General features: G+C 60.0%; 27 protein-coding genes and 1 pseudogene. 13 read left to right on the top strand and 15 right to left on the bottom strand.

Annotated elements, in window-relative coordinates:
• Positions 1-150: 150 nt before the first annotated feature.
• A pseudogene (locus MRBLMA1_RS18670) lies at positions 151-503 on the bottom strand (tyrosine-type recombinase/integrase).
• Here MRBLMA1_RS18670 and MRBLMA1_RS18665 point away from each other — a divergent pair.
• The gene (locus MRBLMA1_RS18665) at positions 502-1,410 is read left to right on the top strand and encodes a sigma-54 interaction domain-containing protein (protein WP_363738831.1); all 909 of its coding nucleotides are present in this window, start codon (positions 502-504) and stop codon (positions 1,408-1,410) included. The pseudogene MRBLMA1_RS18670 and the gene MRBLMA1_RS18665 overlap by 2 nt on opposite strands.
• 397 nt (positions 1,411-1,807) lie before the next feature.
• On the opposite strand, the gene MRBLMA1_RS18660 is transcribed toward MRBLMA1_RS18665, so the two are convergent.
• From MRBLMA1_RS18660 to MRBLMA1_RS18650, 3 genes are read right to left on the bottom strand one after another with little or no spacing between them, the layout of a single operon-like run.
• Entirely contained in the window at positions 1,808-2,131 is a 324-nt protein-coding gene (locus MRBLMA1_RS18660) for a putative quinol monooxygenase (RefSeq protein WP_363738829.1), read from the bottom strand.
• On the bottom strand, positions 2,128-2,931 hold the full coding sequence (locus MRBLMA1_RS18655; protein ID WP_363738827.1) for an alpha/beta fold hydrolase: 804 nt from the start codon (positions 2,929-2,931) through the stop codon (positions 2,128-2,130). The genes MRBLMA1_RS18660 and MRBLMA1_RS18655 overlap by 4 nt, the downstream gene beginning before the upstream one ends.
• Entirely contained in the window at positions 2,928-3,290 is a 363-nt protein-coding gene (locus MRBLMA1_RS18650) for a nuclear transport factor 2 family protein (protein WP_363738825.1), read from the bottom strand. Before MRBLMA1_RS18650 ends, MRBLMA1_RS18655 begins: the two co-directional genes overlap by 4 nt.
• Before the next feature lie 107 nt (positions 3,291-3,397).
• On the opposite strand from MRBLMA1_RS18650, the gene MRBLMA1_RS18645 reads away from it, so the two are divergent.
• Positions 3,398-4,195 carry a helix-turn-helix domain-containing protein gene (locus tag MRBLMA1_RS18645; protein WP_363738823.1) on the top strand — a complete coding sequence of 266 codons (798 nt, stop codon included), beginning with the start codon at positions 3,398-3,400 and terminating at the stop codon, positions 4,193-4,195.
• 386 nt (positions 4,196-4,581) lie between these two features.
• Here MRBLMA1_RS18645 and MRBLMA1_RS18640 read toward each other — a convergent pair whose 3' ends face one another.
• Complete coding sequence (locus tag MRBLMA1_RS18640; protein WP_363738822.1) at positions 4,582-5,838, bottom strand: polysaccharide deacetylase family protein; 1,257 nt, start codon at positions 5,836-5,838, stop codon at positions 4,582-4,584.
• 98 nt (positions 5,839-5,936) lie between these two features.
• On the opposite strand from MRBLMA1_RS18640, the gene MRBLMA1_RS18635 reads away from it, so the two are divergent.
• Positions 5,937-7,847 carry an acyltransferase family protein gene (locus tag MRBLMA1_RS18635; RefSeq protein ID WP_363738820.1) on the top strand — a complete coding sequence of 637 codons (1,911 nt, stop codon included), beginning with the start codon at positions 5,937-5,939 and terminating at the stop codon, positions 7,845-7,847.
• Between the two features lie 448 nt (positions 7,848-8,295).
• Here the strand turns inward: MRBLMA1_RS18635 and MRBLMA1_RS18630 are convergent, their stop codons facing one another.
• A complete protein-coding gene (locus tag MRBLMA1_RS18630) occupies positions 8,296-8,538 on the bottom strand; it encodes a thermonuclease family protein (protein WP_363738969.1) in 243 nt (80 codons plus the stop codon).
• Between the two features lie 377 nt (positions 8,539-8,915).
• Between MRBLMA1_RS18630 and MRBLMA1_RS18625 the strand changes: the two genes are divergently transcribed.
• Positions 8,916-9,359, top strand: coding sequence for a CHRD domain-containing protein (locus tag MRBLMA1_RS18625; protein ID WP_363738818.1), 444 nt, complete (start codon positions 8,916-8,918; stop codon positions 9,357-9,359).
• Between the two features lie 229 nt (positions 9,360-9,588).
• The gene (locus MRBLMA1_RS18620; RefSeq protein ID WP_363738816.1) at positions 9,589-10,260 is read left to right on the top strand and encodes a hypothetical protein; all 672 of its coding nucleotides are present in this window, start codon (positions 9,589-9,591) and stop codon (positions 10,258-10,260) included.
• A gap of 62 nt (positions 10,261-10,322) precedes the next feature.
• On the opposite strand, the gene MRBLMA1_RS18615 is transcribed toward MRBLMA1_RS18620, so the two are convergent.
• From MRBLMA1_RS18615 to MRBLMA1_RS18600, 4 genes are all read right to left on the bottom strand, one after another.
• Positions 10,323-10,784 (bottom strand): ferritin-like domain-containing protein, encoded by a 462-nt coding sequence (locus MRBLMA1_RS18615; RefSeq protein WP_363738814.1) that lies wholly within the window; start codon positions 10,782-10,784, stop codon positions 10,323-10,325.
• A gap of 396 nt (positions 10,785-11,180) precedes the next feature.
• The gene (locus MRBLMA1_RS18610; RefSeq protein WP_363738812.1) at positions 11,181-11,876 is read right to left on the bottom strand and encodes a type 1 glutamine amidotransferase domain-containing protein; all 696 of its coding nucleotides are present in this window, start codon (positions 11,874-11,876) and stop codon (positions 11,181-11,183) included.
• A gap of 61 nt (positions 11,877-11,937) precedes the next feature.
• Positions 11,938-12,690, bottom strand: coding sequence for an SDR family NAD(P)-dependent oxidoreductase (locus tag MRBLMA1_RS18605; protein ID WP_363738810.1), 753 nt, complete (start codon positions 12,688-12,690; stop codon positions 11,938-11,940).
• Positions 12,691-12,751: 61 nt separating this feature from the next.
• Positions 12,752-13,060, bottom strand: a complete 309-nt coding sequence (locus tag MRBLMA1_RS18600) for a hypothetical protein (protein ID WP_363738808.1) — start codon at positions 13,058-13,060, stop codon at positions 12,752-12,754.
• Between the two features lie 202 nt (positions 13,061-13,262).
• Between MRBLMA1_RS18600 and MRBLMA1_RS18595 the strand changes: the two genes are divergently transcribed.
• Together MRBLMA1_RS18595 and MRBLMA1_RS18590 are read left to right on the top strand one after the other, a co-directional pair.
• A complete protein-coding gene (locus tag MRBLMA1_RS18595) occupies positions 13,263-14,177 on the top strand; it encodes a LysR substrate-binding domain-containing protein (RefSeq protein WP_363738806.1) in 915 nt (304 codons plus the stop codon).
• A 155-nt stretch (positions 14,178-14,332) separates the two neighbouring features.
• On the top strand, positions 14,333-15,379 hold the full coding sequence (locus tag MRBLMA1_RS18590) for a restriction endonuclease (protein WP_363738804.1): 1,047 nt from the start codon (positions 14,333-14,335) through the stop codon (positions 15,377-15,379).
• Between the two features lie 11 nt (positions 15,380-15,390).
• Here the strand turns inward: MRBLMA1_RS18590 and MRBLMA1_RS18585 are convergent, their stop codons facing one another.
• Positions 15,391-15,987 carry a hypothetical protein gene (locus MRBLMA1_RS18585; protein WP_363738802.1) on the bottom strand — a complete coding sequence of 199 codons (597 nt, stop codon included), beginning with the start codon at positions 15,985-15,987 and terminating at the stop codon, positions 15,391-15,393.
• Between the two features lie 326 nt (positions 15,988-16,313).
• Here MRBLMA1_RS18585 and MRBLMA1_RS18580 point away from each other — a divergent pair, with 326 nt between their 5' ends.
• Both MRBLMA1_RS18580 and MRBLMA1_RS18575 read left to right on the top strand, forming a co-directional pair.
• Positions 16,314-16,940 carry a glutathione S-transferase family protein gene (locus tag MRBLMA1_RS18580; RefSeq protein WP_363738800.1) on the top strand — a complete coding sequence of 209 codons (627 nt, stop codon included), beginning with the start codon at positions 16,314-16,316 and terminating at the stop codon, positions 16,938-16,940.
• 179 nt (positions 16,941-17,119) lie between these two features.
• Complete coding sequence (locus MRBLMA1_RS18575) at positions 17,120-17,452, top strand: hypothetical protein (RefSeq protein ID WP_363738798.1); 333 nt, start codon at positions 17,120-17,122, stop codon at positions 17,450-17,452.
• A 220-nt stretch (positions 17,453-17,672) separates the two neighbouring features.
• Here MRBLMA1_RS18575 and MRBLMA1_RS18570 read toward each other — a convergent pair whose 3' ends face one another.
• The 4 genes from MRBLMA1_RS18570 to MRBLMA1_RS18555 form a co-directional block, all read right to left on the bottom strand.
• Positions 17,673-18,464, bottom strand: coding sequence for a hypothetical protein (locus MRBLMA1_RS18570; protein WP_363738796.1), 792 nt, complete (start codon positions 18,462-18,464; stop codon positions 17,673-17,675).
• Between the two features lie 218 nt (positions 18,465-18,682).
• Entirely contained in the window at positions 18,683-19,675 is a 993-nt protein-coding gene (locus MRBLMA1_RS18565; protein WP_363738794.1) for a hypothetical protein, read from the bottom strand.
• 185 nt (positions 19,676-19,860) lie between these two features.
• Positions 19,861-20,748, bottom strand: a complete 888-nt coding sequence (locus MRBLMA1_RS18560; protein WP_363738792.1) for an ImmA/IrrE family metallo-endopeptidase — start codon at positions 20,746-20,748, stop codon at positions 19,861-19,863.
• 1 nt (position 20,749) lies between these two features.
• Positions 20,750-21,064, bottom strand: a complete 315-nt coding sequence (locus MRBLMA1_RS18555; protein WP_363738790.1) for a helix-turn-helix domain-containing protein — start codon at positions 21,062-21,064, stop codon at positions 20,750-20,752.
• 143 nt (positions 21,065-21,207) lie between these two features.
• Here MRBLMA1_RS18555 and MRBLMA1_RS18550 point away from each other — a divergent pair, with 143 nt between their 5' ends.
• The 4 genes from MRBLMA1_RS18550 to MRBLMA1_RS18535 are packed head-to-tail and all read left to right on the top strand — an operon-like array spanning position 21,208 to position 23,264.
• A complete protein-coding gene (locus MRBLMA1_RS18550; RefSeq protein ID WP_363738788.1) occupies positions 21,208-21,444 on the top strand; it encodes a DUF2188 domain-containing protein in 237 nt (78 codons plus the stop codon).
• Between the two features lie 56 nt (positions 21,445-21,500).
• Entirely contained in the window at positions 21,501-21,749 is a 249-nt protein-coding gene (locus MRBLMA1_RS18545; RefSeq protein WP_363738786.1) for a multiubiquitin domain-containing protein, read from the top strand.
• A complete protein-coding gene (locus MRBLMA1_RS18540; RefSeq protein ID WP_363738784.1) occupies positions 21,706-22,881 on the top strand; it encodes a ThiF family adenylyltransferase in 1,176 nt (391 codons plus the stop codon). Before MRBLMA1_RS18545 ends, MRBLMA1_RS18540 begins: the two co-directional genes overlap by 44 nt.
• Positions 22,878-23,264, top strand: a complete 387-nt coding sequence (locus MRBLMA1_RS18535; RefSeq protein ID WP_363738782.1) for a DUF6527 family protein — start codon at positions 22,878-22,880, stop codon at positions 23,262-23,264. Before MRBLMA1_RS18540 ends, MRBLMA1_RS18535 begins: the two co-directional genes overlap by 4 nt.
• Positions 23,265-23,320: the final 56 nt, after the last annotated feature.

Raw genomic sequence — 23,320 nt, 5'->3', positions numbered from 1 at the left:
ATTATCATATATTTTATTGCATCTGAAACGATCCTGAATGCGCGCCTCATCGGCTTTGCGGCACCTTTCATCGCGCTGCCTGCGGATGGCGTTTGGGACTGGGTGCCCGGATTGGTGAATCGCACGGAAGCAAACAGGGCTGCTGCTATCTTAACCCATGTTGTACAGATTCCCGGCAGACCGGAGGGACGGAGCGATCTCGATGCCTTCGGCCAGCGTCAGGCCGTCTTCTACATCGACGCCGAGATATCGGACCGTGTTCTCGATCTTGGAATGCCCGAGCAGGATTTGGACCGCGCGGAGATTGCCCGTGCCTTATAGATGATGGAGGCCTTTGTTCTACGCAGAGAGTGCGTGCCATCGCGGAGCCGCCTCTTTCGGTCGAACCAAAATCGAATTTCCCAAATCTGTTTGGACTTCAACGCGCGCTTTGAATCAACCTTCCTGTCCGCATTCCAGGCGGGGCGTTCTGAAAAGGCGGGGTCATACACTGAATGTCCCATGACACATCTCTGTTGGCCGCAGGTGGCCCGCGTCGCGCCCACCCAGTTGCCGGTGATGGTGCTGGGTCCAAGCGGCACCGGCAAGGAACTGGTAGCTCGCGCGATCCATACGACCTCTCCGCGCGCCGCAAAGCCGCTGGTCCCCGTTCATTGCGGCGCTGTGCCCGCGGACCTGTTGGAAAGCGAGCTGTTCGGCCATTTGAAGGGCAGCTTCACAGGTGCGCATGCCGATCGGCCGGGTCTGGTCGAAGCAGCGTCGGAAGGCACGCTTTTCCTCGATGAGATTGGGGAAATGCCAGCGGCGATGCAGGTCAAACTGCTGCGCTTTCTGGAGGACGGCAGCTATCAGCCTGTCGACGCGCGGGAGATGCGCCATGCCGATGTGCGGATCGTGGCCGCCACCCATCACAATCTGGAAGACGCCATTGCCGATGGCAGTTTCCGAGAGGATCTCTACTATCGCCTGCGCGGTCTGGTGCTGCGGACGCCTGCACTGGATGAACGGCCTGACGATATTGCGATGCTGGGCCGCCTGTTTCTGGGTCGTGCCAGCAACGGGGAGGGAATATTCGCCCCGGACGCGCTGGCGTGGCTGACGGCCCGACGCTGGCCGGGCAATGTGCGCGAACTGCGCGCAGCGGTAGAATGCGCGACCGCTCTTGCGCCCAGAGGTGCAACCGGCGTCACAATCAGCGCGGGCGACCTTGCGTTCGCCACAGGCGAAGTTGCGACTTCGGCACCCGCCCCGACAAATCAGACGCTGGAAGAGGAAATCGTCGCTCTGGAAAAGCGTCGGATCGTCGAGGCGCTCGACCGAACGGGGCATAATCATACGCATGCCGCGCGCGACCTAGGCCTGTCGCGAGTGGGGTTGCTCAAGAAAATGGACCGGATGGGCTTGCGCTAAATGGACACGCGCATGGTCGGGCTTCACGATAGCTGGTCGATCGAAACCCAGTCATCGGGACGCCACCAGCATTCGTCGCTACCGGTGCGGACTGCGCGTAAGCCGTCGATCCAGTTTGGGGTAGGAAACTGCCTTGCGGCAAGCGACCATTTGCGGAAACTTCGTTCGATATGGAAGTTCGCGAAGAGCGGACATCACTCTGTGCAGGTTTCAGCCAAAGCACGAACCCGCTTCGCGGGAGGGTCGCTTGGGGTGACGTAGCCGTCATTCGAACATAGGGCCACGAACGGCAAGTGTTGAAGAGATCGGACATTCAAGCAATCGACCAGGAAGGCGCCGATGGAGGGCCAAAGTCTTTTGGGTTCGAAGCCTGAAAGACTAGGCCCTGCGTGGAGCATCATCGTGATAGATCATCCGTAGCGGAAGCCCGCCATTGCGGATGCCAGGTCTCGATCTCGCGCGGTCGTTCGAGAAGTTCGCCGAGCGCCGCATGCCAGGCCGTGCGGTAGGGGCGGAGCAGCTGGACCTGCAACACGTCCTCGGGATCCGACCATGTTTCGTGAAGCTGGAAGCGGTTCGGTCGGTCGGGATCGACGTGCAGCGCCGCGTGGATGAAGCTCGCCGCGTGACGCATCGCCTCCAGCACCGGGTCGAGCAAGGCCCGGAAACGCTGCAGCCGATCCGGCCTGACATGGAACGTGATGACATAGGTCTCGCTCATCGCGGGATCCTCTGCGCGATATCGGTGGCAAGGCGCGCCGCATCGGTCACCATCACGCCGTGCGCCACCCCTGCATATATCAGAAGCTCGGCCTGGGGGATGATGGCCGCATAGCGCAGGGCGCTTGCCTCGATCGGTGCGGAAGCGTCGCGGTCGCCATGGAGGATGAGCACCGGCACATCGATCGCTGCGGCGTCTGCGGTCAGGTCGGCCTCCACGATCGTGCGCTGGAACGCCACCACCGCGCGGCGGGAACAGTCCATGACCATCGAAGCCATCCAGTCGTTCAGACGCGGGGGCGAACCGGGGGCGAAAGGCTCGATATTGTCGTCGATCCATCCCGACAGGTCACCGGCAAGTTGCATGCACAGGGCATCGAGCATCTGCGGTGTCAGGCCATTCTCTCCTGGCGCGGCCATGACGCGCGGGCCGGTCGCCCCGACCAGCACCAGCCGGGATACCCGCGCGCTTCCGTACCGGGCCAGATACCGCATTGCTTCCCCACCCGCGCCCGAATGCGCGACCAGCGTCACGTCGCGCAGATCCAGCGCATCGATCACCGCGCGTAGATCGTCGGCGAGGGAATCGTAATCGCAGCCGCCCCAATCGGTCGATCTGCCATGCCCTCTTCGATCATAGGCGATGGTGCGCAGCCCCATCGCGTTCATCAGGGTCATCGTTTCGCCCCAGATGCGCGAGTCCATCGCCCAGCCTGCGAGGAGAAGCATCGGCGGACCGCTGCCCCAGTCGCGCACGAACAGGGAGTGGCCGTCGCCACGCGCGACGAACGGCGGGGTCATGCCTCGCCTCCATCGAGGAAGCCGATGACCTCGGCGATGCGACCGTTTGCGTCCAGCCGTACGACGTCGGTTCCCGCCACGACGGGCACGCCGCCGTTGGGGGCGAGCGTCCAGGAAAAGCGCACGAAATCGCCGTGTCCATCGGGTGTTCCGGCGAGGGCGAAGCTGTGACCGGGAAACTGCGCGCGCGCGCCGCCGATCATTGCGGCGATGCCGTCATGCCCTGCGTCCTGCATCATCGGATCGGCATAGCGTGCATCCACGCTCCAGGTCTGGGACAGGCGTTCGCGGCGCGACGCAGCATCAGCGTCATTCCACAAGGCGACGTAGGCGCGGGCGATGGCATATGGGTCGGTCATGTTGGATCTCCTGTGCTACCGATCGGCAAGGTGACGCATCATGCGGAGCAATGCGATTACCTGGTGGGTAATCGCATCCGCACAGCAGGACGATAGGAGATGTCCCCATGGCAACGCGACTTCAGAGCGTGGGTGATATATTGCGCGACTGGCGTGGGCGACGTCGGTTGAGCCAGTTCGACCTTGCCGGGGAGGCGGAGGTCTCGACCCGGCACCTCAGCTTCGTCGAGAGTGGCCGCGCCGCGCCGAGCCGCGACCTGCTGCTCCGTCTCGCCGGACCTCTGGCGCTGCCGCTACGCGAGCGGAACCGGCTTCTGCTGGCGGGGGGATATGCGCCGATCTATTCGGAGCGTTCGATCGACGAGCCGGACATGGCTGCGGCACGCCAAGCCGTCGATGCCGTGCTGCGCGGGCACATGCCCTATCCCGCGCTGGCGGTTGACCGGCACTGGAACCTCGTTCTGGCGAACGAGGCTGCAGGTGCGTTGCTGGCGGATGTAGCTCCAGCGCTTCACGAAGCGCCGGTGAACGTGCTGCGGGCAAGCCTTCATCCCCGAGGATTGGCAGCCCGGATTGTTAACCTGCCGGAGTGGCGGCATCATGTGCTGACCCGTCTGCGCGACGAGGCCGACCGTGCCGGCGATCCGGTGCTCGCTGCACTCCACGACGAACTTCGTGCTTTACGCGCCCCGGCGAGCCGTCATCCTCCCGGGCCCGGCGGGCGTATCGCCGTGCCTCTCGTTCTGCGCGGTTCGAGTGACGGCCAAAACCTCAGCTTCATCTCCACAACGACCGTATTCGGGAGCGCCACCGACATCACGCTCGCCGAACTAACGCTCGAATGCTTCTATCCCGCGGATGACCAAACCCGGCTAGCGCTGCGCCCGACAGATCAGCGGGGATAACCGCTACCATCCGAATCAGTCGCTGTGCGATCGTACCTCAAACGGCCTGATCGCGTCTGATAGCCACACTCCTACGCAAGTGCAGCATTGTTTGGCCATTCAATCGCTGCGATTTTTTACCTCGAAAGATCTGTCGCATTGGTGAAACCGATTCTGAACTCGGCCTCTGTGACACCCACCCGGATCTCGAGTCAGTAGGCGGGCAATGGGATCGATAAGTCTGCTATCGGCAGAAGCTGCCATGTAAATTCGCTCGTCGAACGGCGTAAGCTAGGTCGCAAGCTACCGCTTCAAAGGTAGCCTGTGGAGTGGCAAATGCCGCCAACATAGCCGACATTGGGAAGTCGGCATGCGATCCTCAAACCGGTCGTATGTTCACGTCTCGTTTAGGAATTATTGCGGCATAGGGTTTTCAGACTGCCAGGACGATGCAGCTTTGCAATCGCGTCGATATCAATGTTTTTTTGGCGAGCGATGCGCTCCATCATCAGCTGATTTCCAGTCCATGGGTCATCACCATTATAGGCTGGATCGCGCTGTACCGCTGTCAGGCTCACATAACGCGCGCCTGCGACGTCCAGCCTTGCCAGCACCTCGGGCAGCATGACCGCGCCCCAACCGCTCAGATGGGTCAACAATATCTGGGGAATCATGCGGCCATAGACCTTGTGCGAAAGCGACTTCATCCGCACGATCCCCTGGTCGATATTTTTCAGATATTGCGCCTTCATGGTTGCGATTGCGGCGGTGTCCCCCTTGGCGAGGCAACGGGCATAGGCTTCGCTATAGGCCCAGTCGTCGAAACTGACTGTGGCTTCGGCAATCCGATATCCCCGCTGCTTCAGGAACGCCATGGCGCTGTCATGCTGGGCCTGATCCCTGCCCGCTGCCATGTTGGGAAAGCGGAAATAATGCCAATCCGCTCCGTCCATCCGGCGGGCGATCTCCTGCTCGCCGGTCACGACATCGGTTTTCCATTGCTCGAAAGAGGACGCGCGGTTCAGGTTCAAATGACTGTAGGAATGATTGCCTAACGGATAGCCGGCGCGGCGCCAGCTATCCAGAACCTTGCCTCCGTCCTTGTCCCGTTGCAGTTTCGCGACGTTCACGAGGCCGTAGGCTTCAGGCACCCCGTGCTGCTTCAATGCCTTGATATAAAGTTCGGCAATGGACAGTCGGGTCATACCGGTGGGCAATCGGCCATTTCCGGTCAGATCGTCCACCGTTATGGCAATGTCGAAGGGCCGTCTATCTCCGGAATAATCGGCGGAAGACCGCGGCGCAGCGACCAGCATGAGCGCAGTCATCGCGACCAGGACCGCGACTCCTACTCCTATCATCTTCACCCTGCCTCGGAGGGAGCGTCGCCCAGGCACAGCAGAGCCGTCAGCGAGCGACTTTCCGATTTTCCTGAATGTAGCCATGTCGTCCGTTTTGAATAGGCGCGCCAGCGTTTTTTGATGACGCGATGCCTTCACCCAACATGTAACATATTGGTTTACCCGAGAAATTCGATGAGTGTTGCATATTATGCGATGCAGTGACGCCGGCTCGGGTTTTGGCGGTCGAAAATCTGAAATAGTTTCTGCGCACTTTCTTGCCAATTCAATAAAGAAAAAGGGGCCGAGAATGCTTGATTCCATAAGGCATTCCTGCATCATAACGTCATACGACTTTTCGATAATCTTGATCGAATGCCGAACTTCCTGGTGATGGCCGATATTTCACGGGAGGATTGTGTATGATCAGGCAATATCGCGCGGATATTGACGGGCTGAGGACCGTGGCCGTCATCCCTGTCGTTATCTTTCACTTGGGCACTAGCCTCTTTTCCGGCGGGTTCGTCGGGGTCGATGTTTTTTTTGTCATCTCCGGCTTTCTGATCACGCAAACGCTTCTGGGTGAACAGGGCGGATGGCGCGACGCGCTGTTCGATTTCTACAAACGCCGCATCAAACGCATTTTCCCTGCGTTGTTCGCGCTCTATCTTTGCGTGATGTTGGCCGCTTTCGGCCTGCTGATGTCCGATCAGTCCGCCGAAGTCGCAAAGTCGATCATCGCTTCCATTTTCTTCCTGTCCAACATCCTGTTCTACAGTCAGAGCGGATATTTTGATGGAGAGTTGGACAGCAATCCACTGCTCCATACCTGGTCCCTTTCGGTGGAGGAGCAGTTTTATATATTCTTTCCGCTGCTGATCTTCTTCACCCGCAACTGGACCGCCGCGCACCGGCGGCAGCTTGTCTGGGCGTTGACGCTGGCCAGCTTCCTTGCCGCGCAATGGATGGTTTCCCGCAACGCGAGCGCGGCTTTTTACCTCATTCCCTTCCGCACCTGGGAACTGTCGCTGGGCTCGCTGCTGGCGATCGGGGCGATTCCCGCGCCGCGCCGGCAGTGGCAGGCCGAAGTCGGTGTAGCGGTTGGCCTGGCACTCATCGCCTACGCGGTCCTGTTCTACAACAAGGCCACCACTTTCCCCGGCGCGTCGGCTCTTGTCCCCTGCCTGGGGACGGCCCTCATATTGTTGTGCGGGGAAAGCTGGCGCACGTTGGGAGGACGGCTGCTTTCCATCCCGCCCATGCGTTTCGTCGGGCTCATATCCTATTCGCTCTATCTGTGGCACTGGCCGATCATTGTCTTCTATCGCAACATCGACAGCCGCCTGGACAATGTGGAGCGCGTATCGTTGCTGATCGCCGCTCTGGCAGCCGCAACGATTTCATGGGCATTTGTCGAAAAGCCTTTCCGCCGTTCGAGCCGCCTGAGCTCTCGCATTGTGGTGCTGCGGGGCACGGCTGCCATGGCGGCATGCGGCGCGGCGGTTTTTTCGTTGGCCGTCCTTAGCGACGTCCTTTATCCGATCTCGGCGCAGGCGCGCGGCGTCCTGGCTTATGGTGAGCGAACCGGCCGCACGGAGATGATGCGGACCGGATCCTGCTTCCTGACGACCCAAAATCGCCTTTCCGATTATTCATTCGAACGATGCATGAGGGCGCCGCACGACAAGTCCCGCGTCCTGATCGTGGGCGACAGTCATGCTGCCCATCTTTATTACGGACTGAACCATGCCCTGCCCAACGCTCACGTGCTGCAGGCAACGGCAGCCGGATGCAAACCCCTGGTCAACAGCCGCGGCGATGCCCGCTGTCTAGCGCTCATGCATCAGGTGTTCAACGAGCATCTGAAACGGATACGGCCGAACATGGTGATCCTGTCGGCGCGGTGGCTGGAGAAGGATGTCCCTGACATCGAAAAGACCGTGCGGCTGATCCAGCAAGCCACGCCACGCGTGATCGTTTCTGGTCCCATCGTCGAATATGATCAGCCGCTTCCCCGGCTGCTTGCAAGGCACATCGACCGGGACGAGCCCATAGACATGCATCGTAACAAACAGGTTCCGCTGGTCGACCGGCAATTGGCCGCAGCCATGAAGCGGGCGCACATTCCGTATTTCTCGCCCTATGCCAGCCTCTGCGCGCCGGACTGCCGCCTGTGGGTCACGCCAGGCGTGCCCGTCCAATTTGATTATGGCCACCTTACGCAACAGGGATCGGTTCTGATCGCCGATCTCATGGCTCGGCAAATCCAGCCCGAGCTTGCGGGCATCCCAAAGGCGGCCGACGTAGCTCAATTGCAGCCAGCAACTTATTGAAAGCTAAGCGGCGATTAGCATGGCCAAACGGCGAGCTTCGGTTGCGCCGTTTAGGCCCTGAAGCGATCAAGATTTGGCGCGCTACCGACCAAGACCGCAACATAGCGGACGGTTGTAGCGCTTCGCCCGACCGTCGAAACCGGCCGTTCATTCACGCTGCAAATTATGGCTCCCCTGGCCGATTTCAGGATGGCGGGTTAATGGCAGCAAATCGGGAAAGCTGCCCTTACCTCGTAGAAGAAGCCGCGCCGCAGTCGACCAGAGATTGCCCCTCATTGCCGGAGGCGTCTGGGCCTCGTTCATTGGAGATGTTTCCGGTACCTCGCTGCCGCATCGCCTCCCGGAATAAGATAACTTTTCGAGGCAGGCGTTAGTCAGCCTTCCGGCTGACGCCGCCTCTAAGCCGCCCATCTGCAAACCCGTCGCGGCACGGCCGACAATCAGGTTATCAACAGCTCAGGCTGCCATACCTCTTCACTGCGAAACCACCTTGGACCTGAGCACACGACAGATCCCGCCCTTTAGCCGAGCATCGGGCGACCGCGCGGCCATAGTGATCCGTATCGATCTGCCGACATTCCACGGCCTGGCCGCTGACCAGCGACTGGAGGTTAGCGGTGCTCGCATAAGGGTCGCCGGGCGTGCATTCGCGCCCCGGCCGGCAATGGCCGGGTAGTTCCGGCGCATCGATCGAGGAAAGGCGAATGCGGGTCTCGCCGAGCGTATCGTGTCACAGTCTAGAACCCGAGGACTCACGCATCCGATGCCGAGGCCCGCGTCTGCCTTTGCGGCGGGCCAACAGGGTAGGTTGCCGTCGAAATGGGTCAACGCGATGCTCAGCGCGCCGCCGCCGAGGCGGAGCGTTCAGCATCCTTCGGAAGTCGAAATCATCCCCGATCGGTGCACTATCGACGGAAGGGCTCAGCCTGTCACCTCTCAACCGCAGAAGGGCCGCGGCCAGGCTACATGCTGGAGGCCAAAGCGGACAGACTGCACGCGCCGGAAGCCGAACGGAACATAACGCCTCTGCAAGGGTTCTGAACCGGACACTGCCCGCTGGAGGTTGCTATGTCTCCTCGATCCGTTCTTGCTCTATCAGCTGTGACATCCGCATCGTTGCTCGCGTCTGCCGTGCTGGCGCAGCCCGCCACCGGAGGACAGCGCGCCTTCACCGTTGCCCTGACTGGGTCAGCCGAAGTCCCGGGTCCCGGCGATACGGATGGAGCCGGAACTGCCAAGATTAGCGTCAATGTTCCGAAAAAGCAGGTTTGTTACGAGTTGAGCGTATCCGGCATCGCCACGGCGACCGCTGCCCATATTCACGCGGGGGCTACAGGGATCGCAGGTCCGCCAGTGGTCACGTTGGATGCTCCCGCCTCAGGTGCCAGTAAAGGCTGTGTGGATGTTACAGCCAAACTCGCGGCGCAAATCCTTGGCCAGTCGAGCAGATATTATGTGAACGTCCACACCGGCGATTTCCCCGCTGGGGCAATTCGTGGCCAGTTGAAGTAGGCAACCTGTCGGCCTCCTGAGCGATTGTGGATGTCTCCCCGCCATTGCCCTCCCGCTTGTAGAAGAGACTAACAGCAGGCTGCGAACGGTCCCGTTACGGTCGAGGATAGCCTCGACCATCATGCTCGGCCTCTCGAGCAAGCAGTACATGGCGCGCGCACTGCAGATTTGCACTGAACGGCGACGGTGATAAGGCTGGCGGCATACCGTGATCACGCGGGCTTGATCGATGACGTTGAGCCACCTGTCATTCTCCGACTGGATCGAACATGCCTTCAGCCATGAAGTGGGCGTACACGGCAATGCGTGGTTCTTCGATATGGACGCGCCTTGGTGGGATCCGGCGCCCGGCGTGGCGGTCGACTACCTCACCCGTCTATTCGCTGAGCCGCTTCCCGCATTGCAATGGTTCAACGACGCGCAGATCGCGCAGGGCCTGACCTATCTCATGAATACATCCGCGTCAGGTGATAGCGGCTGGCTCTACTGCCGTGACGTCCCCGCGGCCGAGCGACAGCGCTGCGTCGAGGCGATCGCCGATCTGTTCGAGCAGATATTCGCGTTGCGCGCGGCGCCGGTTCTGAGCCACATTGATGAGCCGGGCGGTAATGCGCTCAACATACCCTGCTATATGTGGTTCGACGTCATGCCCTCTGTCGCGCTGGCCGATGACCCGGACAGGGATCGACTGCACCGCGCAATGCTGGCCACGATGGAGCGCATATTGGCGCTGGAGAATATCGCCTGTCAGGAAGCGGCGCTGCATGGCCTCGGGCATTGGGCAGCGGCGTATCCAGGCAAAGTGAGAGAGACGATCGAAGTCTATTTGCACGCAGACACCGGTAGGCGAGCCGACCTCTCGGCCTATGCGCGCGCCGCCCGCTGTGGCTGCGTTCAATAGTTGGGAGCGGCAGCGCCGTGATGAGCGGAGCCCGTGTAGGCGGGAACGTTAAGTCAGGCATTTCAACTTCCTGGCGCAAACGCAGCAACGTCGCCCGGCCGTCGCAGCATCTTGTCAACCTCGCTGGCGTGGACCTCCTCGGCATAGATCATCTGCCGCGCATATTCCTCCAGGGCGACCGAACGCCCTTCCACGAGGACCATCAGTTCGCGATAGAGCGCCAGTCCACGCCTTTCAGCCTCCAGCGACTCCCGCAGGATCGTGGCGATGTCCGTCGTATGGCTGTCAAGCAGCGGGCCGAGTCCCAGCGACGGATAGTCGCCTAGCATCGTGATCATTTCACCGGCTTGCTGCGCATGAAGCAACGACTCGTCGGCCTGTGTGCGTAGCCAGGAGATGATCGGGATTCGGCCGAAGCCGAACACCAAAAAGGAGTAATGGGTGTAGCGGACGACGCCCGCCAGCTCTTGCTCAAGGATGCGGTTGAGGACAGCTACGGTGGCGGACCTGTCGATGTTCTGCATCGCCAATTCCTTCCAGTTTGACCTGCGCCAGCATACGCCCTTTCTGCCGCCACTCCAATCGCTGGGGTTAAGGGTCTTTTGGGAGAGAGGCAGCCGGATCGGGTTGGCCTCGGCTTTGGGAAACAAGGCTCGGTCTTTTCTCCGCTGCCTCGTTTCGCTTCCGGCCTAAGTCTCTGCGCGCGCAAACAACTTCGTCACTACAAAACGCGCGAGCTGCTCGGGTGGCGGAACCCGACTCGATCGGAAGGAGTCGTCGGAAGCGTCGGACTTTCCGACTTCGCAATAGTCGTCCCGATAGCTGCCGTTTGTTCATCGAGCTTTGCCGGGCCAATGCGCTCATGCCGATCGGGCAGTCGGCGCTATCGCCGACTGCCCGCTCCTGCTGCACTCGGTCTATTACCGCAGCGCCGCGATCACCACCTCTGCCAAAGGCGTCGAGGATTGCGGGTTCTGACCGGTGAGCAGGTTGCCGTCCTTGACGACATAGGCGTGCCAGTTGGCGCCCTGCTCGAACAAAGCGCCCTGCTTGCGCAGCGTGTCGGCCAGCAGCCAGGGTGCGTTCGCCGCCGTTCCGAACTCGATCTCCTCCTCGTCGCTGAGCGAGGTCATCTTGCGACCGGCGAATGGCCAACCGCCATTCTCGTCCCGCGCCGCCAGCAGCGCCGCCGGGCCGTGGCAGACCGCCGCGATCACCTTGTCGGCCTTATCCGCCTCGATCAGTACCCGGCCCATATCGGGGTCCTTGTAGAGATCCTCGACCGGGCCATGACCGCCGGGGACGACGATGGCGTCATATTTGCTGGTGTCGATCTCGGCGAGCACCAGCGGCTTTTTGATCCGCGTCGCATTCTCGTCGAGATAGGCGCGCATGCGTTCAGCAATCTGCTCGCCGACGGTGTTTGGATCGAGGCTACGCTTGTCCATCGTCGGCACGATGCCGCCGGGGCTGGCGAGATCGACCTTGAAGCTGGCCCGCACGAAGGCTCCGTCGAGATCGACGAATTCCTGCGCCCATACACCGGATTCATAGATGGAACCATCGGCGCGGGTCCATTTGTCGGCGGCTGAAAGGACGATGAGGATATTAGTCATCGATAGTCTCCTTCTTGTTGTCGGAGGACGACGGGGTTGATGGGACAGTGAGAGGACGTGGTCAGATGTTCTGGCCGCCCGACACCTCGATCCGCTGGGCCGTGATCCAGCGATTGTCGGACCCGAGCAGGCTGGCGACGGCCGGCCCGATATCGTCGGGCACGCCAACCCGCCCAAGCGCGATCATGTTGGCGAACGCATCATTATATTCCGGCGTGTCGCGGACCGCACCCCCGAGGAAGTCGGTCTCGATAGCGCCGGGCGCGATTGCATTCGCGGTGATACCGCGGCTGCCGAGCTCCTTGGCCATGTACAGCGTCAGGATCTCGATCGCGCCCTTGGCGGCCGAATAGGCTGAGAAGCCGGGATAGGAAACCCGGGTCAGGCCCGACGAGAAGTTCACGATCCGGCCGCCGTCGACGATGAGTGGCAACAGCGCCTGGGTGAGGAAGAACACGCCCTTCACATGCACGTTGAAGAGCTGATCGAACTCCGCCTCGCTGGTTTCGGCGAAGCTTGCCATCTCGCCATGGCCGGCATTGTTGACCAGATGATCGACGCTCTCTCGACCCCAGGACTGGAGCGTCGCACGCACCCGCTCGACGAACGGCGCCAGCGCGATCACGTCGCCGACATCGAGCTGCAGCGCGATTGCCCTGCGGCCAAGCGCCTCGATCTCCGCGACGACGGCCTGAGCCTGGCTCTCGCCGCTGCGATAGGTGAAGATCACATCGCCGCCGTGGCGGGCGATGCTGAGGGCGGTGTTGCGGCCGAGGCCACGGCTGCCGCCGGTAACGAGGGTGATGGTGGTCATTGGTCGTTCCTTTCGTGGTGCTGATGTGTCGGCAGCCCGCCGACGGGGTGGTGGCTACGCCTCAGGCCATTCGGCCCTTGGCGGTTTGCGAAAGCGGGGTGTGGCGCCGTGCGGACGAGGTGCTCAGGCGATGGTGCAGCCGCACCATGTCCCGGCCGCACGCCCCCTCGATGAACAGAGCACTGATCGCCGCGAGCATGACTGCGAGCGCAGCGCTACCGGCGGCCGCGAAGGACGCTTGAAACTCGCGCCACTGCGTGACGGCGAGATTGTAGCGTGTGGTCGCACCGTTCTGGAGGATCGCGCAGGCTTTGGTGAGGATCGCCGGCCCAGTGATCAAGGTCAGCGCGGAGAATGGATCGTAGGACATTGTGGCTGCTCCTTTCTGCACAAGCGTGCTCACAGGGGCCGGCATAGTGCCGTGGCCCAGCGAATGGCTTTCATTTTTTCGGCGATGCCTGGTCAGCATATCCGCTGGCCGGAGCTCTTTAAGCTGGTGCCGTAATGCCTTATAGAATGGCGCGGCGGAAAGACTTTGTAGCTTTGCTGACCATACCTGCTAGGCATGACCTATGGAGCTTCGCCATCTGCGCTATTTCGTTGCGGTCGCCGAGGAAGGCAGCCTGACTGTCGCGGCTGAGAAGCGCCTGCACACAGCCCAACCGTCGCTCAGCCGCCAGCTTCGCGATCTGGAGTTGGAGGTCGGCACGCCGCTGCTAATCCGGACCTCACGTGGGGTGACGCTGACGCCTGCCGGGCAGATCTTTCTCGATCATGCACGGCTCGCCCTGACCCAGGCTGCCGAGGCCGTCGCCGCTGCGAGGCGCGTATCCCGCCCGGCCAAGGCCAGCTTCTCGGTCGGTTTCCTGACCGGGCAGGAAGTGGAATGGCTGCCCCACGTGACGCAGATACTGCGCGACCAGCTCAAGGAGATTGATTTCCGCGTCTCAAGCGACTTTTCGCCTGCCGTTGCCGAAGCCGTGCAGCGTGGCGAGATCGACCTCGGCTTCTCCCGCGTCGAGCCCCAGCCCGATGTGACCTATGAAGTGATCGCGTCCGAACCGATCGTGGCCATTCTCGCGGGTGACCATCCGCTCGCTAGCCGATCCGAGATCGAGCCGGTCAAACTCGGGGAATTTCCTTTCATCGGCTATACCGATACGCCGCACGTCCTGCGCGGGATCGTCGAGCGCTATCTGCGGGAGCGCGGCGTGAGCGTCTCATCCAGCCACTTTCTCGACAGCTTCGCGACTGGAATTTCCTTGGTGGCGTCGACCGGCGGACTGACGCTCTTGCCAGCCTATGTCGAAAAGCTGCTGCCTCGGTCCGTCGTGAGCAGGCCGCTTGCCGGACCTGCTCCCGTCATCGAAATCGCCGTTGGGTACCGGAAAGACAATCCTTCGCCGGTGTTGAATGATTTCCTACGAAGTATTGATTGGCTTATCGCTGCTCATGCTGCCGCCGCCCGGCAAGGTTCGCCGACCTAGCTCTTCGGGCGAAATCGCCAACATTCCCGCCGTTCACGGCGACAAACGGACTTCGCGATGGCAGTCATACGTTCATCTGAGCACGAGCATTTCAACGCGGTATTTTCAGCCACGGCTATCTGGCGGAATTCTTGCTCAGGCGCTATTCGGTTTGGATGGCAGGAGTACTCCCATCAGATAAGCTGGAAGACTGGCTAACGTCGCCGCCAGGCGCGGAGCCTCGCTGGTTTCAGGATCGAGGAAGGGCGTTCGAGCGGATCATTCGTAACCAGTTTCAATCGGAAGGGCTCGAGCCGCGCCTCAACATTCGTCCGAGCGGCGAAGAGATCGACGGGTCATTTGTCCTCGGCGAAAGCACCTACCTGGTCGAAGCGAAATGGCGCAAGGATCCGATCCCGGCTTCTGATCTCTACGCGTTTAAGGGCAAGGTGGATGGGAAGCTCGTCGGCACGATCGGCGTCTTCATATCGATGTCTGGCTATTCTTCCGAAGCGATCGACGCACTTAAGTTCGGCAAGGATATCAACCTTATTCTGTTCACTGGCGCGGACTTCCTGCTGGTCAATTCGGGAAAAATTGGCTTTACTGGCGCGCTTCGACGAAAACTGCGATACGCTGCCGAGGAGGGGCAACCATTCCTGCCGTTGATTCCAGACGGCAGCCGCCTTGAAGTGGCGGAGCCTGCTGTTACAGATCCGCGTGCACCGCTAGGCGAAACCCGATCATCGAGCCCGGTCTGGCACGTTGTCGTCGAGAGCGAGGCGGACGAGGCTGGCCTGCGCATAATTTTCAACCGGCTTGATCGGCGCTCCGCCGAACACGTCCGTTTTTGGGCGGCGGGCGGACAAACAGGGTTGGAGAGTCTCGTTCGTGAACTCGCCCTATCGGGCTGCGACAATGTCGCGGTGATTGTGGGAACCGATGTGCCGCCTGTGGTGCTCAACGGTTTGCGCGAGGAAATGCGGAACCATGGTAACTGGCTGTTGGTCCTGCCGACATCTGTCGAAGATTGGCTCGATAGTGCAGTTCCCGCGGATTATGCAAACGCCGTACCCGAAACCTCGGTCCGGGCAAAGGCGACACGGCGATGGGCCCGCAATGCGGATCTCGACCGCCTCCTACAATCGAGCCGTGGTTTTGCTGACCTATTCAAGCGGATTCAAAGCGACTTCCCGAGCGGTTTCGAAAGCGTTAGCTTTTAGGACCGACCCTGTCAGTCTTCCTTGGGTGATACGGGCCACGGCAATTTAAGGCCGCGTCCTCGCGCGAAGCTATTCAGAGTTTTAACAGAAACGAGCGCATTATAGGTGCGATCCTTCTTACCATACGGGCCCATATTCGTGCTGGTCGCGGCTCGTACCATGGAACCAATCTCTGTACGTTCATCGGCGAGAGGCATATGGCCATGGTTGATCAGTGAAAGGATTTCCTCGGCCAGCGCTTTCGCACGAGGAGACACTTCGAACTTTTCCTCCGGCAGGTTGTCGGCGAGAGCGCAGGCCGCGCGCCGGACTGTCAAACGCTGCACGCCAAGCCACCATTTCTGGCCTCCGTTGAACCGATTGAATTTGGTGAGGCCGAGATAGGTCAGGCACCCTGTGGCGATGATGATAAGGGGGACAAATACCCACGGACTTGCGAAGAATGCGTAGATGCCACCCCATACAGCCTTTGCCGCAATTAAAGTGGCCGGGACATAGCTCATGCCGTTAGCGCGGGCCATGTCGTATGATGTTGACGTCACGATCGGCATAGCCGCAAGTAATAGTGTACCAACGACACCGCCCAACCATTTCATACTGGATTTCATCGATACCCCCTCCCATTTCAATTATAGAAATTGTCGATGGGGTGCCACGCTGTTTTTACCAGCCGTTCTCATCGGCCCACAGAGAGCCAAGAGGGGTGAGCGGTGGTTTTTTTCATGGTCCGGGAAATGCCTCGCTCTGGTCGAGAAGAGCCGCTTCGATCGAAAGCTTCCATTCCGTCCTGAACCGCCAACAGAGCGGGCGTATGGTGCTCCTTGGGTTGACCTAGGAACCTGTCGTTCGTTCATTTGAAGGCGCATGCCTGGAGTGCCAAAGTCACATGGCTTTGCTATGGCTATCCTCAGTTGTTGTGGGAAAGGGCCAGCCGATGATTACCGTGTGGGGTGGGCAAACCTCGCGATCCATCCGGGTCGTCTGGGTGTTGGAGGAGATGGGCCTTCCCTACCTCGTGCGGCAGGTCGACATGCTGGCCGCCGAGCAAGACCCCGAATTTCTGGCGGTCAACCCCGCCGACTATATCCCGGCGATCCAGGACGGCGATGTCATCATGGTCGAGTCGATCGCGATCATGGAGTACCTGATGGCGCGCTACGGGCCGACGCCGTTGGCGCCGGCGCCGCACGATCCGAACTTCGCCGCCTACCAACAGTTTCTGCACCTCGGTGAAGCCGGCCTCGCGACTCTAATGATGCCCGTCGTCGTCAGCCGCTTCATCGCGCCCGAGGCCGAACGGGAGAACTGGGGCGCGACCTGGTGCCTGCGGTCGTTCCAGAAACGGCTGAAGCTGGTCAGCCAACGGCTTGCCAACTCGCCCTACCTCGCGGGCGAGACATTCACTGCGGCCGACATTTCGGTGACCTACGCGCTGAACCTAGGCCAACGGAACTGCGGCATCACCCTCGGCCACGCTGAACAAGCCTATATCGCGCGCACGACGGGCCGCGACGCCTATAAGCGCGCTATGGAGCGTTCGCACGAAGGGGTGAGCACCTAAGCCTCTGCCTGCCCCGCGCGCTGGGGCGTGAGACGGTAGCACCCGCCGACATAGCGGTCTTTCTGTAACATAGTGGTGAACCCCCAAAGCTGTCGGTTATTCATATGGCCAAAGTTTCAACTTAAATTGCCATCTGGCGTTGCCAGCTAGCTAGCAATCGGGGAACATGTGTGACGTACTTGGACGGACTGACCATCGCCGCGAACTGGGCGACCATTCTCACTGCTGTGATTGCAACAATGGCGTTTGGGCGCTTTCTACGCGGGCAAAATAATAGAAGGAAAGCGCTTGAGACGTATCTGCGGGAAGAGAAGCTGAGAGATCGCGATGAGGGCAGGCGAAGCGTCATCCACCTCATGGCGAACTTGGCGATGACTGAAGCTGAGATCCTTGCGGCAGCATTTCAGAGCAAACAGATCATGGCCATCCCTGGAATTGATGGAAACGGAAAGGCTAATAGATTGCTCTTCGAATATGAGGGCGATGACATTCCGGCACCTCGAAAATTCTAGCCACCTGAGTGCGGGTTCGCCAACATTGCTGACGTTCGCTGGACGAAATTTCCTCGCCGGAAGCGGTCTTACATTCACTTTAAAGCTGGCGAACTGAAATGATCGGCATTGGAACTCCGCGCCTGGTCGCAACGGTGCTGCGAACGACGACTTCTTCACAAATGGCACTTCAGCCCAATCCAGAAAAGGGCGCATCAATTCCGTTAATTAGATCGATAAACTATTCCAAGCCCTTCTTCTTACGATCTTCCAAATGAGCAGCATCAATGTCCGCGGCGAGATTAGCCGGATTGACCGACCTTTTTACAAGATCGGGCGATTGAATTCCCATACTTCCAACGAGGTCGAGAAACCACAAATCGGTGTCGGTACGCTTAGGCTTGATCTGCAAGTGCGTGGAACGATTGATGCTGAAGGCAAGAAAATCGGCGATCTGGATCAGCGGCTCTGCATCGGATGCCGCAAAGCGTCCATCGTATTGATCGCCCCATTCCCGAAACACCCTTTTAGCGAATGCAGAATCCGGCTTACCGCGCCCGGCGTCAATCCGGAGTATAAGCCGTGCAGGTGGCGGTGGAACTGCACGCTTTAGCTTAACGAGAAGAAAAAATAGAGCTTGGCCATCCCGTTCGCTAAGGTCAATGCCATCTAAGGAACCAGAAAAGCCCAGATCATGATCGGCGAGAGTTCGTTCATCGACAGTCTGGATGTGCACCCGCCATCGATACCGGCGATATATCTCTGCAAAGAACTCGAACAATTGGAGGTTGGCGCCCTTGGGCGCCTGCTCCCAGACGCCATATCGATTGTAGATATCCACAAAGTGAAATTCTGCAGGCGAGACCCCTAATAAAGTTGGCAATTCACTGAGGCATGCCCTGACGCTTTCGCGAACCTCATGAACTTGCGCATCGGGAAACTCCACAGCTACATAGGTTCGACGTTTACCTGTCACATATTTTGATGGCTTTGCATCTTCAGGCCCGTAAGTATCATCTATCGCAATATGCACCCGAAATTCCTTCTCGTAGATCGACGAGTGAACCTTCCTTCTGCACCCAGAGAACGTTCAGTGGAATGATCTGCCGTGCTTTTTTGATCGCTAGTTGCCCTTTCGCTGCCCGAGCGGAGCCGCCAAAAAGGCAGACGTTCGAAGTTCCGGGAGAGGAACTCAAAACTTGCCTTACGTTCACGGAAACCTCTCACCACAATTCGAGGCAGCTGCGCTCGTCAGAAATCGAGACGCTCGCTATCGTCGTCACCGTCCAGCCATGCGATGAGGTCCGCCCCGCCAGCTCCGACTTCGCTCGAACTGCCCTCTTCTCCCGGACCGTCGTCCCGCCAATCGTCTCCGTACCAGCTGCTGGTGTCGACGCCGGACACGATTTCCGCTTGGGACAGGTCCCGCGGATCTTCGAGCGGGACATCGAACAGGCACTGGAACGGGAAGCACTCGTCGAGCTCTGCGCCATCGCCACGCCGCAGATCGGAGTTCGAACCCCATTGCAGCGTGACCGAGACAGTGCCCGTGGCGCAATAGCGCACGGTCGAAGGACCGATCGAAGCGACCTCTGTTCTGTCGGTGTAGATTTCATCAATCGTGTGATGGGACGCCAGCTCGTCGATCGAAAGGATGGTTTCCGAGAGCAGGCTGTCGACCGCCCCTTCGTCGAGTCCTTCGGTCAGCGGATCGATGAGCGCCGCGCGGCAGTCGTGATAGGCATGGATCAACTCCTCCACGGCCGTCACCGTCGCTTCCGCCTCGGCGGCCTGCTCGGCGGGATCACGCACCAGCGTGTCGGCACGGCCATGAACATGCTTGCTGAGCTTGTTGAAGGCGCGGAGAAGTCCGGCGCGAAGCTCCTGGGGTTCAAGACCCAATTCATCTTTGAGATATCCGTCGGTCAGGCCGCCCTGCAGCCAATATTGGATGCGCTGCGCACGCACAGGCTTCGCCTGTCCTTCGATTGGCTTGTACCAGGCGCAGGCTTCGACTTCGGCATCCGGCGCAAGTGTACCCATGACATGTTCGAAAAGCATGCGGATGGCAGTCGCAAAGAGATTTAGACGCAGCGGATTGGCCTTGTCGCGAAGAACGCTCGCGGCACCTTCGATCGTGATACGGAAGAAGTCGTCAGGCGCCAACGGTGCCAACGCCGCGAGCCGATCTTCGGGAGCGGATGCGGAAGCCGATCCGCCGTTGCCGTCCGTGGCCTTGGTCACACAATCTCCTCCATGTTGTTTATCTCCCGCGCGGCACTTGGTGCAAGCGTCTTCCACTGGTCAAGATCTCCACGACACGAGCGCGTGCTCGACGGTAGCGGATGTCGCCTCTCGCCGCGCTCGCGCTGTTTATCCCGCTTGCTTGCCATCGGCATCACTAATGGATTGGCAGCTGCTCGCGGCCATCAGCGGCCATAAGCAAAACGGGGCGTCCAGCGCTCAACCGTTGCTACCTCGTCATCGTCATCTTCGTCCTCCGACTCGGCGAGATCATCCGAAGACAGTACCGTCAGGGTGAAACCATAGCAGCCAAGCCCAATCACCTCCTCGTCGAGATGCACATGGTTGTTGGTGTCGAACCAGTCCATGAGGTCGCATTCGCCCGTCGCGCGACGAGCCGCCAACACGTTCTCGGGCCGCGCGTTAAAGGCCGCCGTCGCGCCGACGGGCAGAGGGTCTCCCTTCTTGAGAAAGATACGCTTGCCCAGCCTTTTGAACGCGTCGGATGGAAAGGAGTAACTGACCTCCGCGCCGCTGCTGACGATGATGCAGAGGGGAAAGGATACGCATTCCGCAGCCCGGATCGCTGCCGCGGTGAGCGAGACGCGGGCGTCCTCGGCCAGCCGGCAGATGCCCTCAAGACCCACTCGATGCTGATCGAGATGGCTACGCACCAAGCCGCCCGGCATCAGCAGTCCGGCGGCGAAATGGTCTGCCTCGAGCTCAATTGAGCTGCTCCCTTCCGTAAACCCGGCCCGTGAGAAGTGCCGCCCGCCGGCCTTCAGAATCTCGTCAGGGTGGTCGGGCAGGAAATAATGTCCCAACTCGTGGGCCACGCTGAATCGCTCGAATCCCTCATTCTCGAGTTCGGCGGAATAAATGATGATCGGCTTAGGCTCAGCGAAAATGAGAGCGCCTGACACACCTGGCATCCCGGCCGGCTTCTTCTCGACATGAAGGTCGTGCTTAGCAGCGATCGCGAACGGGTCCACGGGAAAGGCGTGGTAGCCATCGTCCCGCGCCCGCTTCTGTCCAGTTTGGGTTGCCATCAGGAGACGGAATTTACCCGCCATCTCAGGACTTTCCTTCCCCCGCCAGCCGGTCGATGAGACCTTGGATATAATCTCGGTCGCCGGCAGTGAGCTTGTCCTCATTCCTGAAAGCCACCGTCGCCTGAACCCCCAATAGGTAATCCGACGATACGCTGAGTGCTGTCGCCAGGCGGCGCACATTTTCAAATGACGGCTTGCGGCGATTCGCCTCGAAGTGGGCGATCGCGGACGGCTGCATGTCGGAGCGATCCGCCAACTGGGCTTGGCTAAGTCCTTGTCGTTCGCGGGCTTCCTTCAGCCGTGTTCCAAACAGGGATTCCGAGCTTGACTCATTCATGACGATTCCGTATATAGTTGATGACGAACTCGTCAAATCCGTCTTGGGGCACCGTCGCTGATGGCCATAGCGGAACATGACGAGTTCGTCAAGATAGACATACGAGCTGTAGCGGTCAACCCCGCCGACAGGAGATTGAAGACATGAGCAATGACAAGCGCATCCACGTCGTGCCCCACAACGGGGCGTGGGCGACACGCCGCGAAGGCGCCAGCCGGGTCGGCAGCACGCACTCGACCCAGGCCGACGCAATCAACGCTGCCCGTGACCGGGCGATTCGTGGGGCCGGCGAGGTCGTGATCCACCGGCCCGACGGGCGGATTCGGGACGCCGATTCCTACGGCAGCGATCCCAATCCGCCCCTCGACCGCAAATACTGAGACATTGGCATCCGAGACGGGGCCTGCGTCGCCAAATCAGAAGGAAGAAGAGCATCATGGCTAAAGACAAGCTGGTCACGATCGCGATCAATTCGCGGAAGTTCGAGGAGCCGAAGGGTAAAATCAGCTACAACCGGGTTGTCGAACTGGCCTATCCTGATTTCGCGCAGTTCCCCGACGCCACTTACAGCATCGTCTACGAGCGCGGTGCTTCCGGCCATGTCCAGGGTACGCTCTCGAAGGGCGGATCCGTCGAAATCGTTGAAGGGATGCGCTTCCGTGTCAAACGCACTGGAGAATCATGACGACCTGAAGCGGCTGATCGAGAGGGATTATGCGCTCTCGATCGTCGGCGGCCATCTGGTGGTCAATGACGTCTATTACCTCGACAGCAGCGGGGAGCTCCACAAGGGGCGTCTCGCGGCGAAGCTGAATCTTCCGACGCCGGAAACTCTCGGTTCGCCATATAATCACCAGATGTATTGGTCGGGGGCCAACCCGCACTATGCGGATGGGACGGCCATTCCAAAATTGGGGACAGGCACCGTTTCGCTGCCGATCGGTGACACGACCTATGTTCGCCATCTCTCCAACAAGCCTGAGGAAGGCTTCGCAACCTACAGCCTGCTGGTCGAGCATTATGTATCTCTGATCTCGGGACCCGCCGAGCAGAAATACGGTGTGTCATCCCGCACCGGCGCGACCTACGACGTCCCGCCCGATACATCCCCTTTCAAGGTCCGCGACACTTTCTCAGCAAAGGCAGAGATCATGGACCTGAATCAGCTGGTTGCGGGCGACCGGGTTGCCGTCATTGGTCTCGGGGGCACTGGTGCCTTCGTGCTCGACTTCATCGTGAAGACGCCCGTAGCGACGATCGACGCATATGATTTCGATACTTTCAAAGTCCATAATGGCTTTCGCCTGCCGGGTGAGGTTCCGATGAACCAGTTCGGCCATCTGAAGACCGATGTCCTCCGGCGCAAATATGAGCCGTTTCGCCACGGCCTTACCTTTCATAACAAGCGCATCAGTGCGGGCGATGAGGCTCTATTCACCGATATTACTTTCGCGTTCGTCTGCATCGACGATGGCGAGGCGCGGGCGGAAATCTGCGAGATGCTCACCGGCCGCGGCATCGATTTCATCGATGTCGGCATGGGCGTCGAGAAGGAAGAAGGTTCGCTCGACGGTTTGGTCCGAACCACCCTATTCACGCAGGCGTCGGCAGCGAAAGCAATCGAGGAGGTACCGCTCGATCGCCGGACCGATGAGGGCGCTTATCGCACGTTCGTTCAAATCGTCGAACTCAATGCGCTGAATGCTGCAATCGCCGTTATGCGCTACAAGCAGCTCCGTGGCTTCTACACAGATGAGGCTGGCTACCGAAACAGCCTGATCTCGATCGGCTCCAGCAACTGGATTGGCGATGCATGAGATATCGACTCGTCGAGGTGGAGGAATTGCCGGAGATTCTCGAACCGGGTGCGCTCTACTGGTCCAGGGAATATGAAATCTCGGCACACCTTTGCGCATGCGGATGCGGCGACGTCATCTATCTGCCGATCGGTCCAGTCGACTTTTCCATCTCCGCCGACACGAGTGGGCCGACATTGATGCCATCTGTCGGAAACTGGAACGTTTGCAATGCGCATTACTTCATCATCGGCGGCAGCGTTGAATGGGCCGGTCAGTTGACTCCGCAGCAGATTGCCGAGGGTCGAGTTCGAGAGGATGCGCGGCGCGCGGCTTATTATAATCGGCGTGAAAGCTGGTGGCGCCGGTTCATCCGTCGGCTCAGCGCTTGGCTGCGGCAATGACCGCTTTTCCCCTCTTATAACTCTTAAGCTGCCTGTCGGGACTGTCCAACAAAGCA

The organism is Sphingobium sp. LMA1-1-1.1, assembly GCF_040676365.1.
Lineage (GTDB): Bacteria > Pseudomonadota > Alphaproteobacteria > Sphingomonadales > Sphingomonadaceae > Sphingobium.
Note: the sequence above shows the minus strand (reverse complement) of the source record. Positions and strands in the feature narration are given on the sequence as shown.

Excerpts from the sequence above, each read along its gene's own strand:
- MRBLMA1_RS18605 (WP_363738810.1), bottom strand. The coding sequence starts at position 12,690 with ATGACCACCATCACCCTCGTTACCGGCGGCAGCCGTGGCCTCGGCCGC.
- MRBLMA1_RS18665 (WP_363738831.1), top strand. The coding sequence starts at position 502 with ATGACACATCTCTGTTGGCCGCAGGTGGCCCGCGTCGCGCCCACCCAG.
- MRBLMA1_RS18585 (WP_363738802.1), bottom strand. The coding sequence starts at position 15,987 with ATGAAATCCAGTATGAAATGGTTGGGCGGTGTCGTTGGTACACTATTA.
- MRBLMA1_RS18550 (WP_363738788.1), top strand. The coding sequence starts at position 21,208 with ATGAGCAATGACAAGCGCATCCACGTCGTGCCCCACAACGGGGCGTGG.
- MRBLMA1_RS18620 (WP_363738816.1), top strand. The coding sequence starts at position 9,589 with ATGACGTTGAGCCACCTGTCATTCTCCGACTGGATCGAACATGCCTTC.
- MRBLMA1_RS18655 (WP_363738827.1), bottom strand. The coding sequence starts at position 2,931 with ATGACCCCGCCGTTCGTCGCGCGTGGCGACGGCCACTCCCTGTTCGTG.
- MRBLMA1_RS18660 (WP_363738829.1), bottom strand. The coding sequence starts at position 2,131 with ATGAGCGAGACCTATGTCATCACGTTCCATGTCAGGCCGGATCGGCTG.
- MRBLMA1_RS18555 (WP_363738790.1), bottom strand. The coding sequence starts at position 21,064 with ATGAATGAGTCAAGCTCGGAATCCCTGTTTGGAACACGGCTGAAGGAA.
- MRBLMA1_RS18595 (WP_363738806.1), top strand. The coding sequence starts at position 13,263 with ATGGAGCTTCGCCATCTGCGCTATTTCGTTGCGGTCGCCGAGGAAGGC.
- MRBLMA1_RS18535 (WP_363738782.1), top strand. The coding sequence starts at position 22,878 with ATGAGATATCGACTCGTCGAGGTGGAGGAATTGCCGGAGATTCTCGAA.
- MRBLMA1_RS18545 (WP_363738786.1), top strand. The coding sequence starts at position 21,501 with ATGGCTAAAGACAAGCTGGTCACGATCGCGATCAATTCGCGGAAGTTC.
- MRBLMA1_RS18600 (WP_363738808.1), bottom strand. The coding sequence starts at position 13,060 with ATGTCCTACGATCCATTCTCCGCGCTGACCTTGATCACTGGGCCGGCG.
- MRBLMA1_RS18615 (WP_363738814.1), bottom strand. The coding sequence starts at position 10,784 with ATGCAGAACATCGACAGGTCCGCCACCGTAGCTGTCCTCAACCGCATC.
- MRBLMA1_RS18635 (WP_363738820.1), top strand. The coding sequence starts at position 5,937 with ATGATCAGGCAATATCGCGCGGATATTGACGGGCTGAGGACCGTGGCC.
- MRBLMA1_RS18640 (WP_363738822.1), bottom strand. The coding sequence starts at position 5,838 with ATGGAATCAAGCATTCTCGGCCCCTTTTTCTTTATTGAATTGGCAAGA.
- MRBLMA1_RS18650 (WP_363738825.1), bottom strand. The coding sequence starts at position 3,290 with ATGACCGACCCATATGCCATCGCCCGCGCCTACGTCGCCTTGTGGAAT.
- MRBLMA1_RS18590 (WP_363738804.1), top strand. The coding sequence starts at position 14,333 with ATGGCAGGAGTACTCCCATCAGATAAGCTGGAAGACTGGCTAACGTCG.
- MRBLMA1_RS18645 (WP_363738823.1), top strand. The coding sequence starts at position 3,398 with ATGGCAACGCGACTTCAGAGCGTGGGTGATATATTGCGCGACTGGCGT.
- MRBLMA1_RS18625 (WP_363738818.1), top strand. The coding sequence starts at position 8,916 with ATGTCTCCTCGATCCGTTCTTGCTCTATCAGCTGTGACATCCGCATCG.
- MRBLMA1_RS18580 (WP_363738800.1), top strand. The coding sequence starts at position 16,314 with ATGATTACCGTGTGGGGTGGGCAAACCTCGCGATCCATCCGGGTCGTC.
- MRBLMA1_RS18560 (WP_363738792.1), bottom strand. The coding sequence starts at position 20,748 with ATGGCGGGTAAATTCCGTCTCCTGATGGCAACCCAAACTGGACAGAAG.
- MRBLMA1_RS18610 (WP_363738812.1), bottom strand. The coding sequence starts at position 11,876 with ATGACTAATATCCTCATCGTCCTTTCAGCCGCCGACAAATGGACCCGC.